Source organism: Arthrobacter sp. NicSoilB4 (assembly GCF_019977335.1).
GTDB lineage: Bacteria > Actinomycetota > Actinomycetes > Actinomycetales > Micrococcaceae > Arthrobacter.
Genome location: NZ_AP024653.1, coordinates 3,014,851 through 3,029,399 on the forward strand (window position 1 = coordinate 3,014,851; position 14,549 = coordinate 3,029,399).

Consider the following 14,549-nt stretch of genomic DNA (forward strand, 5'->3'; position numbering starts at 1 on the left):
ATGGCACTTTTGCCTGTTGGTGTCGGGCTGCTGTTCATGGCGGTGCTGCTCCTGGGCTACGCGCTGCTGGCCACCGGCGGCGCCAGCGTCCCGCTGGACCGTCGGCGGCCGGTCCAGGACCGGCCCGACTCCCAGCTGACCCGGTTCGCCGGTTCCGCCGTGCACCTGGTGGACGGCTTCTTCGCGCAGCGAAAGGTCCGGCTGTTCAACCGGGAAGCGCTGGAGAACGCCGGCCTCCGGATGCGCCAGGGCGACTTCTTCGTCCTCGTGCTGGCCGGGGCCCTGGTGGGAGCCGTGGCCGGACTGGTTGTGGCCGGTCCCCTGCTGGCGGTTCTCTTCGTCCTGGTGGCCCCGCTGGTGGGGCACCTTGTGCTTGGTTATCTGGCCGGAAAACGCCGTAACACGTTCGACCAGCAGCTCGGCGACACGCTCCAGCTGCTGGCGGGCGGCCTGCGGGCCGGTCACAGCATCCTGCGTGCGATTGATGCCGCCGCCACCGAATCTCTGAGCCCGACGTCGGAGGAGATGCGCCGTGTGGTCACAGAAACCAGCCTGGGACGTGACCTGCTGTCCTCCCTCAACGACACGGCCGAGCGGATGCGGAACGAGGACTTCGTCTGGATCGCGCAGGCCATCCAGATCAACCGCGAGGTCGGCGGGAACCTGGCCGAGGTCCTGGACCAAGTGAACGAAACCATCCGCGAGCGGAGCGAAATCAAGGGCCACATCAAGGCCCTTGCCGCCGAGGGGAAGTTCTCCGCCTACATCCTGATGGCCATGCCCATCGGCATCGTTGCCATGCTAATGCTGGCCAACCCGGGCTACATGAACGTCATGTTCACGCGCCCCCTGGGCTGGGCCATGATCGCCACGTCCATCACCCTGATGACCATCGGCGGCTTGTGGATGCGCAAGATCATCGACCTGAAGTTCTGAGGCGCCCGTGAACCCTGTGGTCCTGATTTCCCTGCTGCTGGTCTCCGCTCCGGTGGGCTACCTGGTCTGGTCGCTGCTCTCCGTCGACCGTTCCTCCCAGCGGGCTGTCCGCACCATGCTCGCGCTCGGAACGGACACCGCCGGGCAAACGGAGCAGAAACAGAGCAAGCTGCTGGAGCGGATCGGCTACCGGCTGACGCCCGCGGGGTACGTCCGCAAACTCGACAAGCTCCTGTCGCTCGCCGGACGCCCTGCTTCCCTCCCCCTCGGGCGGGTCCTGGCGGCGAAACCGCTGCTCGGGCTGCTGGGTGCCCTGCTCGGCTACTACATCAGCTCCAGCGCCCCGACGGCGATCATCAAGCTTGTAGGGGTCTTTGTAGTACTGCTGGGCTACTTCATCCCCGACCTCCTGCTCTACAGCAAGGGCCAGGAACGCCAGAAGATCATGCAGTTGGAACTGGCCAACACCCTGGACCAGATGCTCATCTCCGTGGAGGCGGGCCTGGGGTTCGAAGGAGCCATGGCACGGGCCGGCGAGAACGGCAAGGGTCCCCTGGCCGAGGAAATTGTCCGGACGCTCCAGGACATGCAGGTGGGCCGGAGCCGCCGCGAGTCCTACCTGGCACTGTCCGAAAGGACGAACATCCCGGAGCTGCGCAGCTTCGTCCAGGCCGTGGTCCAGGCCGACACCTACGGCATTGCCATTAGCCGCGTGCTCCGGATCCAAGCCAAGGTCATGCGGGTCAAGCGCCGGCAGCGGGCCGAGGAAAAGGCCATGAAGCTGCCGGTCACCATCTTGTTCCCTTTGCTGTTCTTCATCTTCCCGGTGCTCTTCATTGCCATCCTTGGCCCCGCCGTCATCAACGCGATCGAGACCTTCAGCGGCCAGTAGCGCCGGCTTCGCCGGAATGCCACAAGGTTTCCGCAGGATCACCCGGAGGGCAGGGTCTCGGCCCCGACAGGAAGTAGCGTGGTCGCATGTCCTTTCTCAGTGCCCCAGACGACGGCGACTCCAGCACAGCATTCTCCCCCGCAGCCTTCCCCGGCGGAGCAGGCCAGGCCACCCCTGAAGAAGCACCGCTCGTGGACCCCGCGGCACTCCAGGATCTCGGTGTCCAGCTGGAAAGCCCATCAGTCGCCAGAGGGTTCGCCCGGGACTATGCCAAGATGTGGGACCAGCGCTACAACTGCCTGGCATCGGCGCTGAACCGCCGGGACGAAGCTGGGTCGCTGGAGGCCGTACTGAGCCTGAAGACGTCCTCGGCAATGGTGGGAGGAGTCCAGCTCGCCCGGCTCGCAGGAGAGCTGGAGGATGCGGTACGCGGCGGCGACATGGAGCGTGCCAGCTCACTGCTGGGGGAGGTAGCGGAGAGCGGCAGCGAAACCGTGGATGAACTTCAGTACAGCTACATCCTCTGGGAGAGCTAATCCCGCTCTGGAGCGAGCCGGTACCCCACACCGCGTACCGTCTGAAGCCAGCGGGGCTGCAGGGGATTCTCGCGCAATTTCCGCCGCAGATTCCCGATATGCACCTCGACGGCCCGTTCGTCGGATTCGCCGATGTACGCATCCGCCCGGTAGTACTCACCCCGCACCACGCGGACCAGGTCAGTCTTGGACCGGACGGCACCCGCGCCCTTAAGCAGGGCGTGCAAGAGATCGAACTCGCTGCGTGTCAGCGTGGCGGGCTCGCCGTCTACCGTCACAGTGCGGCTGTCAGGATTGAGAGCCAGCCCGTTATGGCGCAGGACGGAATCCTGCGGCGCCGGGGGCGCGGCGTCCGCGGCAACTGCCGGCCGTGGCGTTTCGCTGATGGTGTCCTGCCGGGGCCGCCGCATCATGGCGGCCACCCGGGCCCGGAGTTCGCGCGGCCGGAAAGGCTTGGTCATAAAATCGTCGGCGCCGGTGTGCAGTGCCGTCAGCGTGTCCAGTTCGTCCGTGCGGGCCGTCAACATGACCACATAGGCATCACTGAACTGACGGACCCGGCGAAGGACTTCGAAGCCGTCGATGTCCGGGAGGCCCACGTCCAAGGTGACCACGTCGGCGTCCAGGCGCCGGATGACGTCCACACCCTCGCGCCCGTCTGCGGCCGAATGGACTTCGAAACCGGCCTGGCTCAGCACTGCTTCGACAAGGTTGCGTACGTCAGCGTCGTCTTCAACTACGACCGCGACTCCTAGGTCAGTCATGGCCCCCCTCACATCTGGTCCTGCTCCACTGCCTAACGCGGACGCGCTGGCAGTGCTGATCGCGCCGGCCCCCACCGTCATTGTCAGAATACCTACGCTGGGCGAAAAAACCGGTTCCGGCGCAGTAACAGAACCCAGAATACCCAGCTTTGTGTCAAGTTTGTATGACAACTGGTGTAAAACTGGAGCTGTGAGCAAGGAGCGCGGCTTCAGTGAGTGAACAGCAACCGGTCCGGAGCGTGGACCGGTACTACAAACCCGGGGGCCCGCGTGCGCGGGTGGTGGCCTGCCACCTCTCACTGGCCCTCGTCATGGCGGGCGCTGTGCCGGCGTCTGCCGCATGGTGGCCAGCTCTCTTCGACACCCCCGGCATGGCCGCCGTCGTGGCGCTCGCTGGAGTCCTGACCCTTGCCGCGTCCTTCGCCCTGAGCCTGGCACGCGTGCGGCTGCGCCAGGAGCAATGCCGGAGCGACGCCACGGAGGCGGAGCTGCAGGCATTGCTCGCGGACAGCAGGGAACGCGAACGCCTCCTCACCACCATCCTGGACACTGTCGACGTCGGCATTGTTGCGCTCGACGCCGCGGGCCGGCGCCTGTTGACCAACAGCTGGCAATCAGCCCTCGAAGGCTCGGCGGCGCCCGCAGGCGCTGCGCACGGTGCCGGGGAAGCGCAACTGCTGCTGACCGGCCAGGACCAGGAAACCCCGCTCCCCCTCGAACGCCGCCCGGTTCGGCGGGCCGCATCGGGAGAGTCCTTTGCGGATTACCTGGTGCGATTCGGCACGGCACCGGGCAGCCGCGTCGTGTCCACCGGTGCACGTCCCCTGCAGGACGACGACGGCGGTTTCCGCGGCGCCGTCGTCGTGTTCAACGAGGTCACCGGCCTCGTCGACGCCCTGGCCGCCAAGGACGACGTGGTCTCCACCGTCTCGCACGAGTTCCGCACCCCGTTGACCTCGATCATCGGCAACCTGGACCTGGCGCTCGGTGATTCTGCGGGGCTCTCCGCCACCACCGTGCGCCGGATCGAGGTGGCTCAACGCAATGCCGAGCGGCTGCTTGCCCTGGTTTCGGACCTGCTGATGTCGGCCAACTCCACGGTGCATGTCCACCCGCGCCGGACCGATCTTGCCAGCCTTGTCGAGGCCAGCCTCGGCTCGGCCCAGGCCCACGCGCACGCGTCCAGGGTCTCGCTCTCCATGGACCTGCCGGCCCCGCTCTGGGCCAATGTAGATCCGCTGCGGATCAGCCAGGCCCTCGACAACCTGGTATCCAACGCCATCAAGTACTCCCCCGACGGCGGCACCGTCCACGTTTCCGCGAGCAGTGAGCGGGGCCGGGTGCTGCTGCACGTGGAGGACGACGGCATGGGGATGACCGCCGCCGACGCCGAACGGGTCTTCACCCGGTTCTTCCGCAGCCCCACCGTGCGCGAGGGCTCGATCCCCGGCGCCGGGCTTGGCCTGGCGATCACCAAATCCATCGTGGAACGACACGGCGGCAGCATTTCCTGCCGGTCGCGCCCCGGCTGCGGGAGCACCTTCACCGTGGAGCTTCCCGCCGAAGCAGCACCTCAGGCCTTTTAGGGCCCCGGCCGGTCCGGCTACTGGCGCAGGGCGCGGGTCAGCTCGGCCCGGGCCAGCAGCCCGCTGGCCGAGGGGTAGGCCACTTCCTCCAGCACCAGGGGGTGCGGGGCGGCCAGCACGGACTTCGCGTCCCGCTGACGGGCCAGCAGCCGTTCCAGCAGCCAGCCCGGCGATTCGAGGCCCTCCCCCACAAAGAGGGCGGAGCCCACGAGGGACCGCACCATGTTGTGGCAGAAGGCGTCGGCCTGGACTGTGGCCACAATGACGCCGTCGTCGCCACGGGAAAACTCGAACCGCTGGAGTTCCCGGATTGTGGTGGCGCCTTCCCTCGGCTTGCAGTAGGACCGGAAATCCTGCAGCCCCAGCAGCTGGGAGGCTCCTTCATTGAGCAGTCCGACGTCCAGCTGCTGTTTGTGCCACAGCGTGGAGGAACGGCCCAGCGGGTCCCAGAGGGCGGGGCCGTCCGCGATCCGGTAGCTGTACCGGCGCCAGAGGGCAGAAAAACGGGCGTCAAAGCCCTCGGGAGCGATGGACACCTTGTGGACCTCGATGGCCCCGGTGAGATTGCCCAGCCCCCGGCTGAGGGCGCCGCGGAGCCGGCGCAGCAGCGCGACCGCGGGATCCAGCTCGGCACCGCGGTTCAGGCCGAGCCATTCGTCCTCACTCAGGTCCAGATGGACCACCTGGCCGCGGGCATGGACGCCGGCGTCGGTCCGCCCGGCGACCGTAACGCGGATGGGCCTGCGGATCAGCAACTGCAGGGCTTCTTCGAGCGTGCCCTGGACCGTGCGCCGGCCAGGCTGGACGGCCCACCCGCTGAAGGGTCCACCGTCGTACGCGACATCAAGCCGGACACGCAAAAACCCGCCGCCCCCTCTGACGGGGGCCGCGGGTTTCTGGTCGTTCATAGACTTAAGTCTATGCCAAGAAATCAGCGAATTACTTCGCGTCCTTCTCGGACTTGGCGTCTGCTTCCTCAGCGGCCGGAGCCTCTTCGGTAGCTGCTTCAGACTCGGCAGCTTCAGCGGCTTCGGTTTCAGCAACCGGAGCAGCTTCTGCCTTATCGGCGTCCTTCTTGTCAGCGTCGCGCTTGGCTGCGGAGGTAGCCTCGGCTACGACGGCCTGCTTGGCGGAAACCGGCTCAAGAACCAGTTCGATGACAGCCATGGGAGCGTTGTCGCCCTTGCGGTTGCCAATCTTGGTGATGCGGGTGTAGCCGCCGTTGCGGTTCTCCACTGCCTGTGCAATGTCGGTGAACAGCTCGTGGACGATGCCCTTGTCGCTGATCAAGCCGAGTACACGGCGGCGGGAAGCCAGGTCGCCACGCTTGGCGAAAGTCACCAGGCGCTCGGCGTACGGCTTCAGTCGCTTGGCCTTGGTCACCGTGGTGGTGATCCGCTTGTGCTCGAACAGTGCGGCGGACAGGTTCGCGAGCATAAGACGCTCGTGAGCCGCTCCGCCTCCGAGGCGCGGACCCTTAGCGGGGGTAGGCATAATAGTTTCTCCTCATATGGAAGCCGTTGGGCTGCGCACACCTTGGTGCATCAGCCCGCGGGCCAAGATCTGTTTGTTAGAGCTCGTCGTCGCTGAAAGCGGCGTCGTCCTCTTCAATTGCTGCGGCGCGTGCTGCGAGGTCAAAACCGGGAGGCGAGTCCTTGAGGGACAGGCCCAGTTCAACCAGCTTTGCCTTGACCTCATCGATGGACTTCGCACCGAAGTTACGGATGTCCATGAGGTCGGCCTCGGAGCGGGCCACGAGTTCACCCACGGTGTGGATGCCCTCACGCTTGAGGCAGTTGTAGGAACGGACCGTGAGGTCCAGATCCTCGATCGGCAGGGCCATGTCTGCTGCCAGGGCAGCATCCGTCGGCGACGGGCCAATCTCGATACCTTCAGCTGCGGTGTTCAGCTCGCGGGCCAGACCGAACAGTTCCACCAGGGTGGTACCTGCCGAAGCAACGGCATCGCGCGGGGCGATGGCCTGCTTGGTCTCGACGTCGACAATGAGCTTGTCGAAGTCAGTGCGCTGCTCAACACGGGTAGCTTCCACGCGGAAAGTAACCTTCAGGACCGGCGAGTAGATCGAGTCGACCGGAATGCGGCCGATCTCGGAGTCGCCGGACTTGTTCTGAGCTGCCGAAACGTAGCCGCGGCCGCGCTCGATGGTCAGTTCGAGTTCGAACTTGCCCTTCGAGTTCAGCGTGGCAATGTGCAGATCCGGGTTGTGGAATTCGACGCCGGCCGGCGGAGCAATGTCCGCGGCGGTGACGACTCCCGGGCCCTGCTTGCGCAGGTAAGCAACAACCGGCTCGTCGTGCTCGGAGGAGACCGACAGGTTCTTGATGTTCAGGATGATCTCAGTGACATCTTCCTTGACACCCGGAACCGTGGTGAACTCGTGCAGCACGCCATCGATCCGGATGCTCGTGACAGAGGCACCGGGGATGGAGGAGAGCAGGGTACGGCGGAGGGAGTTTCCGAGGGTGTAACCGAAACCGGGCTCCAGCGGTTCAATGATGAAACGGGAGCGGTTGTCGGAGACGACCTCTTCGGAGAGGGTGGGGCGCTGTGCAATGAGCACTTAGGTTTCCTTTCGGCGAGCATCCGCTATATGACGCAACACAGGTGGTGGAAAAATCGGTCTGAGACTTAACGCGGCTGGGCTTGCCCGGACCCGCGAAGGTCCGGGCAAGCACCGGAGCGTGGAAAGCCTTAGACGCGGCGGCGCTTCGGCGGACGGCAGCCGTTGTGGGCGCTGGGGGTTACATCCTGGATGGATCCAACCTCGAGGCCAGCGGCCTGCAGTGAACGGATAGCCGTTTCGCGTCCAGAGCCCGGGCCCTTGACGAATACGTCAACCTTGCGCATACCGTGCTCCTGTGCACGCTTCGCGGCGGCTTCGGCGGCCATCTGGGCTGCGAACGGGGTGGACTTACGTGAACCCTTGAAACCAACCTCACCGGACGAAGCCCAGGAGATGACAGCACCGTTCGGGTCCGTGATGGACACGATGGTGTTGTTAAAGGTGCTCTTGATGTGCGCCTGGCCCAGCGCGATATTCTTCTTGTCCTTCTTACGCGGCTTGCGAACCGCGCCACGAGTCTTCGGGGGCATTATTTCTCCTACAGAAAGTTATCGGGGGGGGGAAGACGAGCTAATCCCGAGGGGTTTAGCGGGTCTTCTTCTTGCCTGCGACGGTGCGCTTCGGACCCTTGCGGGTACGTGCGTTCGTCTTCGTGCGCTGTCCGCGCACTGGCAGGCCCTTGCGGTGGCGAATACCTTCGTAGCTGCCGATTTCAACCTTGCGGCGGATATCTGCTGCTACTTCGCGGCGAAGGTCACCCTCAACCTTGTAGTTGCCTTCAATGTAGTCACGCAGCTGGACGAGCTCGGCGTCGGACAGGTCCTTGACCCGAACGTCCGCGCTGATGCCGGTGGCAGCCAGGGTTTCGTGTGCACGGGTCTTGCCCACGCCGTAGATGTAAGTAAGCGCAATTTCCAACCGCTTTTCGCGGGGAATGTCTACGCCAGCGAGACGAGCCATAGTGGCAGTGCTCCTTGTATAAACCGGAGGTCGTAGGCAGTACACCCGCACGTTCCGTGCGGCCCCAGCCTCCGACCGGGGGTTAGCTGTACGGGCCCATATGTCCCAGATCAGCTTGTGCTGCCTTTTATTTACTTGCGTGGGTTAGCAACCCAGGATTTCCCGAAAGGGAAATTAGCCCTGGCGCTGCTTGTGGCGCGGGTTCTCGCAGATCACCATGACCCGGCCATTACGGCGGATCACTTTGCACTTTTCGCAGATCTGCTTGACGCTCGGCTTGACCTTCATGGCGTTCCTTTGCGTGTTGCAGTGGTCAGCTGGACCGGCCTTCGGCTGTTGCTCTGGCCGTCCAGTGTTTACTTGTAGCGGTAGACGATACGACCACGTGTCAGGTCGTACGGGCTCAGCTCCACCACTACCCGGTCCTCAGGGAGGATCCTGATGTAGTGCTGGCGCATCTTTCCAGAGATGTGCGCCAGAACGATGTGCTTGTTGGTGAGCTCAACGCGAAACATCGCGTTGGGCAGCGCCTCAGTCACAACGCCCTCGATCTCAATGACCCCGTCCTTCTTGGCCATACCCTCCGCTAACTGTTGTTTGCCGCAGCCCTCCCGGCTTGCACCGGAAATGACCGCGGACGTTTTTGATTGATTGGCTGATGCCTCCCGGCCACAAAAGGGCACAACAGGGCAGACAACCAACAGACAACACTACGCCATTACGGCCCGAATGTTAAATCCAGCAATCGTAGCGTACTCAGCGCCCGTATGCACCAAATTCGCCCGCCGGCGTGCTCACGGGCTCCGCCCGGGAGATCCCGTCGAGGATCGCGAGGCGAACGACGTCGGCTGCCGCGCTCTGCAGGGTAATGAGGCTCACCTGGCGGGCGGCCTCGCTGCCGCGGTCCAGTGCGAGCGCGCCGGTGGCGAGGCAAAAGACCGTATCGCCGTCCGCCAGCGTGTGGCTCGGATTCAGCGCCCGGGCCAGTCCCGCGTGGGCGGCAGAGGCTGTGCGCTTGCACTCGGCCTTGTCCAGAATGGCGTTGGTGGCGACGACGACGAGGGTGGTGTTGAGCGGGGGTGGCTCCGGCGCTGTCGCGCCGGCTGGGCCGTGAGCGGCTTCCGCCGGCGCCGGCGATGCGTCAAACGGCAGTCCCAGCGCGTTGACTACCGCTATGGCCCCCACGACCACCGGGCCGTCTGCGGAGATGCTTTCCAGGGTGATCGAGGCTGTGCCGATGCCGCCCTTGTAGGTGCCCCGGCCGATGAGGGCTCCGGTGCCGGCTCCTATGTTGCCGCGTTCGACGTCGTGTCCCTCCTTGCGGGCAGCGGCGTCCTCGGTGGCCGCGTAGCCCATGGCGGCGTCCGGGCGGGCGGCGAAGTTCCCGCCCCGGCCGAGGTCGAAGATCGCCGCCGCCGGCACGATCGGGACCACGCCGCCGGTGACCGGGAATCCGCGGCCGTTCTCCTCGCACCAGCGCTGGGCGCCATGGGCCGAGGCGAGGCCGAAAGCGCTTCCCCCGGTGAGCACGACGGCGTCCACAGTCCGGGACAGCGTCGTTGGGTCCAGGGCGTCGGTCTCATGCGTTCCGGGGCCGCCGCCCCGGACGTCGACGGAACCAACGGTGCCGGGCGGCGGCAGCACAACCGTCACTCCGCTCAGCCAGCCTTCGCCTGTCCTGCCGGCATGGCCCACCCTCAGGCCTGGCACGTCCGTAATCGCGGTCATGGCTCTATTGTGCGCTCTGGCGCAAGCCGCCTGCTGGCCTCCACGCCTCCATCGACTTGACGAATCGCACACCGAGGTCCGCAGACCAAACAAGCGTTATGTAATACTGCATGCAACACAGTGTGAACGGGCAACGAAGCCTTGGACAACAAAGCTTTAATGGGGTCTTGTGCGGGATTCTGCCCACCAGCCATGTGGTGAAGTGATAGCTAGGTATCCCCGCCCATCCGCCTGCCCCTGGCAGGCTCGGAACCGTTAGAGACCTGAATGACGCGACAATTGACCGACCGGCCGCGCGCCGTCGTCGAGGCCAAACCGGCCCCGGCACCGCGCGCCCGCTGGTCCGCCCGAACCCGCCGGGATTTCTTCGTCTTCCTGGCGTTCGCCCTGCCCAATCTGCTCCTGATTGCGGTGTTCACCTACCTCCCGCTCTTCAACAACATCTATTACTCCACCCTGGACTGGACCCTGGGCTCGGCCTCGGCCACGGTCGTGGGCTTCGAAAACTACGCCACCTTCTTCACGAGTTCGGACGCCACCAAGGTTCTCGGCACCACCGCCGTTTTCACGCTCGTAACCGTCGGCGGTTCCATGGTCCTGGGCCTGCTGGTAGCCCTGGCGTTGAACTCCAGGATCCGCGGCACAACATTCGCCCGCTCGGCCGTCTTCGCCCCCTACGTGCTCAGCGGCGTCGGCGTCGGCCTTGTCTGGCTCTTCATTTTCGATCCCGGCTACGGGGTGCTGGCGTGGTTGCTGCGCGGCATCGGCCAGCAGAGTCCGCAGTGGATCAATGATCCGCAGCTGTCCCTCGTCATGGTCATCATCGTCTACGTCTGGAAGAACCTTGGCTACTGCGCCGTCGTCTACCTGGCCGGGTTGCAGTCGCTTCCGCAGGATGTCATGGAGGCCGCGTCGCTGGACGGCGCCAACGGCTTCCGCCGCTTTGTGAGCATGTCCCTTCCGCTGCTCTCCCCCACAACATTCTTCCTGCTCATCACCACCATGCTGAGCTCGCTGCAGGCCTTCGACCTGATCCGCATCATGACCCCCCTGGGCAACGGCACCAGCACGCTGATTTACGAGGCCTACCTTCAAGCGTTCGGGGCGTTCAACCGGGCCGGCTACTCGGCCGCGATCTCGGTGATCCTGTTCGCCATCCTGCTCATCATCACCGTGCTGCAGTTGCGGTTCGTCGAACGGAAGGTGCACTACTCGTGAGCCTGCTCTCCCCCGTCAGCCCTGACCCCGCCGCCAACGCCGGCCCGGCCTCCCCTGCCGACGCAGATCCCGGGATCCCCTTGCAGCGCCACCGGCCGTTCTCCCGTGCCAACCTGGTCCAGACGATTGCCGGCGGTTACCTTCCGCTGGTGCTCGCCACGCTGGTGGTCTTTCTGCCGCTGCTGTGGATGGTGTTGAGTTCGCTCAAGCAGCCCGGCGAGATCATCACCATGGACTTGAAGATCCTGCCGGAGAGCCTGAACTTCGAGAACTACAACATCGCCATGACCACCGTGCCGTTCGCCCAGTTCTTCGTGAACAGCCTGATTGTCACCAGCGTCGGCGCCACCATCAAGGTCCTCCTGGCCATCCTGACTGCCTACGCGCTCGTGTTTGTCCGCTTCCCGTACAAGAACGTCATCTTCGTGCTGATCCTCGTGGCCCTGATGGTCCCGCCTCAGGTGTCCATCCTGCCCAACTACATCCTCATCGCAGGGATGGGCGGCAAGAACACCCTGTGGGGCATCATTCTCCCCGGCCTTGGCACGGCGTTCGGGACGTTCCTGCTGCGCCAGCACTTCCTGACGCTTCCCGCTTCCATCCTGGAATCGGCCGAGATCGACGGCGCCGGGCACTGGCGCCGCCTTTGGCGGATCGTCGTGCCCGTCTCCGGGCCCTCGATCGCCACGGTGGCGCTCGTCGTCGTCGTGAGCGAGTGGAACGACTACATCTGGCCGCTCATCATCACGGACCGTCCCGAGACGATGACGCTGCCTGTGGGCCTGACGCTCCTGCAGAACTCCGAGGGCAACGGCTCCGGCTGGGGCATCCTGATGGCCGGGGCCGTGCTGGTGATCGTGCCCATCCTGCTCGTCTTCGCGGCCCTGCAGCGCTATATCGTCGCCGGCCTGACCCAGGGCAGCGTCACCGGGTGACCTGGCCGGACAAAGTTTTCAACACAGCTATTTCCATTCACCGAGTCAGCATCATCGAGAGGATCCACCATGGCATTGAATCTTGACCGCAGGCACTTCCTGGGACTGGCCGGGGCCGGCGCCGGCGCCGCCGCGCTGAGCGCCTGCGGAGGCCCATCCACCGCAGGCAACACGGCCGCGACCGGTGCCGCCGACATCGATTTCGGCGGGGTCAAGCCCGCAGCCTCCTTCGATTTCTGGTCCAACCACCCGGGCAAGTCCCAGGACGTGGAAAAGGCCATCATCGAGAAGTTCCATGCCAAGTTCCCGGAGATCAAGGTCAACCTGGTCACCGCCGGCGCGAACTACGAGGAGATCGCCCAGAAGTTCCAGACCTCGCAAGCGGCGAAGTCCGGACTGCCGGGCCTCGTGGTGCTCTCCGATGTCTGGTGGTTCCGGTACTACTCCAACGGCAACATCATCGCCCTGAACAGCCTGATCAAGCAGCTGGACATCAAAGTGGATGACTTCCGGAAGTCCCTGGTCGCCGACTACCAGTACCAGGACAAGCAGTGGGCACTCCCCTACGGACGTTCCACGCCGCTGTTCTACTACAACAAGGACCACTTCAAGGCGGCCGGAGTGCCGGACCGCGCCCCGAAGACATGGCAGGAATTCGCAGAGTGGGCGCCCAAGCTGAAAGCCAGCTCCGGCGCGCAGTACGCCTACATCTACCCCGCCCTGGCCGGCTACGCAGGCTGGACGCTGCAGAACATGTTGTGGGGCTGGGGTGGCAGCTGGTCCAACGAGTGGGCGTTCAACTGCGATTCCGCCGAGTCGGTCGAGGCCCTGCAGTGGGCCCAGGACTCCATCTTCAAGGACAAGTGGGCTGGGGTCTCGTCCAAGGAAGCTGCCGACGACTTCGCCGCAGGGATCACCTCGTCCACGATTTCCTCGACCGGTTCCCTGCTGGGGGTCCTGAAGTCCGCGAAGTTCAACGTGGGCGTCGGATACCTGCCGGGCGGTCCGAAGAACGAAAGCCCGGTGTGCCCCACCGGCGGCGCCGGCCTGGGCATCCCCAGCGGGGTCAGCAAGGAGGTCCAGCTCGCCGCCGCCACCTTCCTGAAGTTCATGACGGAACCGGAAAACACGGCGCAGTTCTCCGCGGCCACGGGCTACATGCCCACCCGCACCTCCGCTGACATGACCGCTGTGCTGGCCAAGACCCCGCAGATCAAGACCGCCATGGACCAGCTCGCCGTGACCCGCGTCCAGGACAACGCCCGCGTGTTCCTGCCGGGCGCGGACCAGGAGATGGCCAAGTCGGCTGCGGCGATCCTCACCCAGCAGGGCGACGTCAAGGCCACCATGACGTCGCTGAAGGCCACCCTGGAAGGCATCTACACCAAGGACGTGAAGCCGAAGCTCAAGAGCTGACGCACCGGCTGCGCGCTCCCGATACGACGAATCCCTGGTGCTGCCGTATTCCGGCGTCGCCAGGGATTTGTCGTGTCAAACGAAGAGTCCGCATATCGGCGGCCGGGTGCCCGCTTAGGGAATCGGGACAGGCACGACGCCGAGGGGGGCCAGTTTTGCGGCTCCCCCGTCAGGTGCGGAGAGCACCCAGATGCCCTTCTCGTGGACCGCCACGGAATGCTCCCACTGGCAGGACCGTTTGCCGTCGGTGGTCACCACCGTCCAGTCGTCGTCCAGCACGGCAGTGTCGATGCTTCCGCGGACCAGCATGGGTTCGATCGCCAGGCAAAGGCCCGGGCGGATCTTGGGCCCGCGGTGGTTGGTGCGGTAATTGGGCACGTCCGGGGCCATGTGCATCTCGGAGCCGATCCCGTGGCCCACGTAGTCCTCGAGGATGCCCAGTGCCTTTCCGGGCACGGAGGAGACATAGTCGTCCACGGCGTTGCCGATGTCGCCGACGAACTTTCCGGTAGCCAGCGCGGCAATCCCGTGCCACATGGCTGATTCGGTGACATCCGAGAGCCTCTGGTCCTCGGGGTCGGCGGTGCCGACGATCACGGTGCGGGCCGAGTCCGAGTGCCAGCCGTCCAGGATCGCACCGCCGTCGATCGAGAGGATGTCCCCGTCCTGCAGGACGCGGCCGCCGGGGATGCCGTGCACGACTTCCTCGTTCACCGATGTGCAGATCGTGGCGGGGAAGCCGTGGTAGCCGAGGAAATTGGATGTGGCGCCGGCGTCCTTGAGCACCGCGGCGAACACGGCGTCGAGGTCTTTGGTGGTCTTCCCTGGGGCAGCGGCCGCCACAGCGGCGTCCAGGGCGCGGCTCAGGACAAGCCCTGCCTCGTGCATGGAACGCATCTGGGCGTTGGTCTTGTACTCGATGCGTGGCTGGCCGAATGCCATCCGCAGCTTCCTTTCGATGGGACCGTGCCGCCCTGGGGCGGACGGCCAAAAT

The 14,549-nt window shown here is 65.1% G+C and carries 17 protein-coding genes; 7 read left to right on the top strand and 10 right to left on the bottom strand.

What is annotated here, in order from left to right; genetic code table 11:
• The 3 genes from LDO13_RS13630 to LDO13_RS13640 all read left to right on the top strand — a co-directional run bounded on the left by LDO13_RS13630 (position 1) and on the right by LDO13_RS13640 (position 2,364).
• Positions 1-936, top strand: a complete 936-nt coding sequence (locus LDO13_RS13630; RefSeq protein WP_224047252.1) for a type II secretion system F family protein — start codon at positions 1-3, stop codon at positions 934-936.
• A gap of 7 nt (positions 937-943) precedes the next feature.
• Positions 944-1,828 carry a type II secretion system F family protein gene (locus tag LDO13_RS13635; protein WP_224047253.1) on the top strand — a complete coding sequence of 295 codons (885 nt, stop codon included), beginning with the start codon at positions 944-946 and terminating at the stop codon, positions 1,826-1,828.
• 86 nt (positions 1,829-1,914) lie between these two features.
• Positions 1,915-2,364: an Hpt domain-containing protein gene (locus LDO13_RS13640; RefSeq protein ID WP_224047254.1), complete on the top strand. Its 450-nt coding sequence runs from the start codon at positions 1,915-1,917 to the stop codon at positions 2,362-2,364.
• On the opposite strand, the gene LDO13_RS13645 is transcribed toward LDO13_RS13640, so the two are convergent.
• A complete protein-coding gene (locus LDO13_RS13645; protein WP_224047255.1) occupies positions 2,361-3,128 on the bottom strand; it encodes a response regulator transcription factor in 768 nt (255 codons plus the stop codon). The two genes, LDO13_RS13640 and LDO13_RS13645, sit on opposite strands and share 4 nt — an antisense overlap.
• A 212-nt stretch (positions 3,129-3,340) precedes the next feature.
• On the opposite strand from LDO13_RS13645, the gene LDO13_RS13650 reads away from it, so the two are divergent.
• Positions 3,341-4,714, top strand: coding sequence for a PAS domain-containing sensor histidine kinase (locus LDO13_RS13650; protein WP_224047256.1), 1,374 nt, complete (start codon positions 3,341-3,343; stop codon positions 4,712-4,714).
• A 17-nt stretch (positions 4,715-4,731) separates the two neighbouring features.
• On the opposite strand, the gene truA is transcribed toward LDO13_RS13650, so the two are convergent.
• From truA to LDO13_RS13690, 8 genes are all read right to left on the bottom strand, one after another.
• Positions 4,732-5,622 carry a tRNA pseudouridine(38-40) synthase TruA gene (gene truA, locus LDO13_RS13655; RefSeq protein ID WP_224047257.1) on the bottom strand — a complete coding sequence of 297 codons (891 nt, stop codon included), beginning with the start codon at positions 5,620-5,622 and terminating at the stop codon, positions 4,732-4,734.
• A 31-nt stretch (positions 5,623-5,653) separates the two neighbouring features.
• Positions 5,654-6,208 carry a 50S ribosomal protein L17 gene (rplQ, locus tag LDO13_RS13660; protein ID WP_224047258.1) on the bottom strand — a complete coding sequence of 185 codons (555 nt, stop codon included), beginning with the start codon at positions 6,206-6,208 and terminating at the stop codon, positions 5,654-5,656.
• A 76-nt stretch (positions 6,209-6,284) separates the two neighbouring features.
• A complete protein-coding gene (locus LDO13_RS13665) occupies positions 6,285-7,295 on the bottom strand; it encodes a DNA-directed RNA polymerase subunit alpha (protein ID WP_024366109.1) in 1,011 nt (336 codons plus the stop codon).
• 131 nt (positions 7,296-7,426) lie between these two features.
• A complete protein-coding gene (gene rpsK, locus LDO13_RS13670) occupies positions 7,427-7,828 on the bottom strand; it encodes a 30S ribosomal protein S11 (protein WP_018773682.1) in 402 nt (133 codons plus the stop codon).
• 55 nt (positions 7,829-7,883) lie between these two features.
• Complete coding sequence (rpsM, locus tag LDO13_RS13675) at positions 7,884-8,258, bottom strand: 30S ribosomal protein S13 (RefSeq protein ID WP_024366110.1); 375 nt, start codon at positions 8,256-8,258, stop codon at positions 7,884-7,886.
• 174 nt (positions 8,259-8,432) lie between these two features.
• The gene (rpmJ, locus tag LDO13_RS13680; protein ID WP_009358722.1) at positions 8,433-8,546 is read right to left on the bottom strand and encodes a 50S ribosomal protein L36; all 114 of its coding nucleotides are present in this window, start codon (positions 8,544-8,546) and stop codon (positions 8,433-8,435) included.
• Between the two features lie 68 nt (positions 8,547-8,614).
• Entirely contained in the window at positions 8,615-8,836 is a 222-nt protein-coding gene (infA, locus tag LDO13_RS13685) for a translation initiation factor IF-1 (protein WP_009358723.1), read from the bottom strand.
• A gap of 178 nt (positions 8,837-9,014) precedes the next feature.
• Positions 9,015-9,986: a P1 family peptidase gene (locus LDO13_RS13690; RefSeq protein WP_224047259.1), complete on the bottom strand. Its 972-nt coding sequence runs from the start codon at positions 9,984-9,986 to the stop codon at positions 9,015-9,017.
• Positions 9,987-10,253: 267 nt separating this feature from the next.
• Here LDO13_RS13690 and LDO13_RS13695 point away from each other — a divergent pair, with 267 nt between their 5' ends.
• From LDO13_RS13695 to LDO13_RS13705, 3 genes are all read left to right on the top strand, one after another.
• Positions 10,254-11,204, top strand: coding sequence for a sugar ABC transporter permease (locus LDO13_RS13695; protein ID WP_224047260.1), 951 nt, complete (start codon positions 10,254-10,256; stop codon positions 11,202-11,204).
• Positions 11,205-11,284: 80 nt separating this feature from the next.
• Positions 11,285-12,139, top strand: coding sequence for a carbohydrate ABC transporter permease (locus LDO13_RS13700; RefSeq protein ID WP_224049791.1), 855 nt, complete (start codon positions 11,285-11,287; stop codon positions 12,137-12,139).
• A gap of 69 nt (positions 12,140-12,208) precedes the next feature.
• A complete protein-coding gene (locus LDO13_RS13705) occupies positions 12,209-13,555 on the top strand; it encodes an ABC transporter substrate-binding protein (protein ID WP_224047261.1) in 1,347 nt (448 codons plus the stop codon).
• Between the two features lie 114 nt (positions 13,556-13,669).
• Here LDO13_RS13705 and map read toward each other — a convergent pair whose 3' ends face one another.
• Positions 13,670-14,497 carry a type I methionyl aminopeptidase gene (map, locus tag LDO13_RS13710; protein WP_224047262.1) on the bottom strand — a complete coding sequence of 276 codons (828 nt, stop codon included), beginning with the start codon at positions 14,495-14,497 and terminating at the stop codon, positions 13,670-13,672.
• Between the last annotated feature and the right edge of the window lie 52 nt (positions 14,498-14,549).

Excerpts from the sequence above, each read along its gene's own strand:
- rpsM (WP_024366110.1), bottom strand. The coding sequence starts at position 8,258 with ATGGCTCGTCTCGCTGGCGTAGACATTCCCCGCGAAAAGCGGTTGGAA.
- truA (WP_224047257.1), bottom strand. The coding sequence starts at position 5,622 with ATGAACGACCAGAAACCCGCGGCCCCCGTCAGAGGGGGCGGCGGGTTT.
- rplQ (WP_224047258.1), bottom strand. The coding sequence starts at position 6,208 with ATGCCTACCCCCGCTAAGGGTCCGCGCCTCGGAGGCGGAGCGGCTCAC.
- LDO13_RS13690 (WP_224047259.1), bottom strand. The coding sequence starts at position 9,986 with ATGACCGCGATTACGGACGTGCCAGGCCTGAGGGTGGGCCATGCCGGC.
- LDO13_RS13705 (WP_224047261.1), top strand. The coding sequence starts at position 12,209 with ATGGCATTGAATCTTGACCGCAGGCACTTCCTGGGACTGGCCGGGGCC.
- rpmJ (WP_009358722.1), bottom strand. The coding sequence starts at position 8,546 with ATGAAGGTCAAGCCGAGCGTCAAGCAGATCTGCGAAAAGTGCAAAGTG.
- LDO13_RS13630 (WP_224047252.1), top strand. The coding sequence starts at position 1 with ATGGCACTTTTGCCTGTTGGTGTCGGGCTGCTGTTCATGGCGGTGCTG.
- infA (WP_009358723.1), bottom strand. The coding sequence starts at position 8,836 with ATGGCCAAGAAGGACGGGGTCATTGAGATCGAGGGCGTTGTGACTGAG.
- LDO13_RS13645 (WP_224047255.1), bottom strand. The coding sequence starts at position 3,128 with ATGACTGACCTAGGAGTCGCGGTCGTAGTTGAAGACGACGCTGACGTA.
- LDO13_RS13695 (WP_224047260.1), top strand. The coding sequence starts at position 10,254 with ATGACGCGACAATTGACCGACCGGCCGCGCGCCGTCGTCGAGGCCAAA.
- LDO13_RS13640 (WP_224047254.1), top strand. The coding sequence starts at position 1,915 with ATGTCCTTTCTCAGTGCCCCAGACGACGGCGACTCCAGCACAGCATTC.
- rpsK (WP_018773682.1), bottom strand. The coding sequence starts at position 7,828 with ATGCCCCCGAAGACTCGTGGCGCGGTTCGCAAGCCGCGTAAGAAGGAC.
- map (WP_224047262.1), bottom strand. The coding sequence starts at position 14,497 with ATGGCATTCGGCCAGCCACGCATCGAGTACAAGACCAACGCCCAGATG.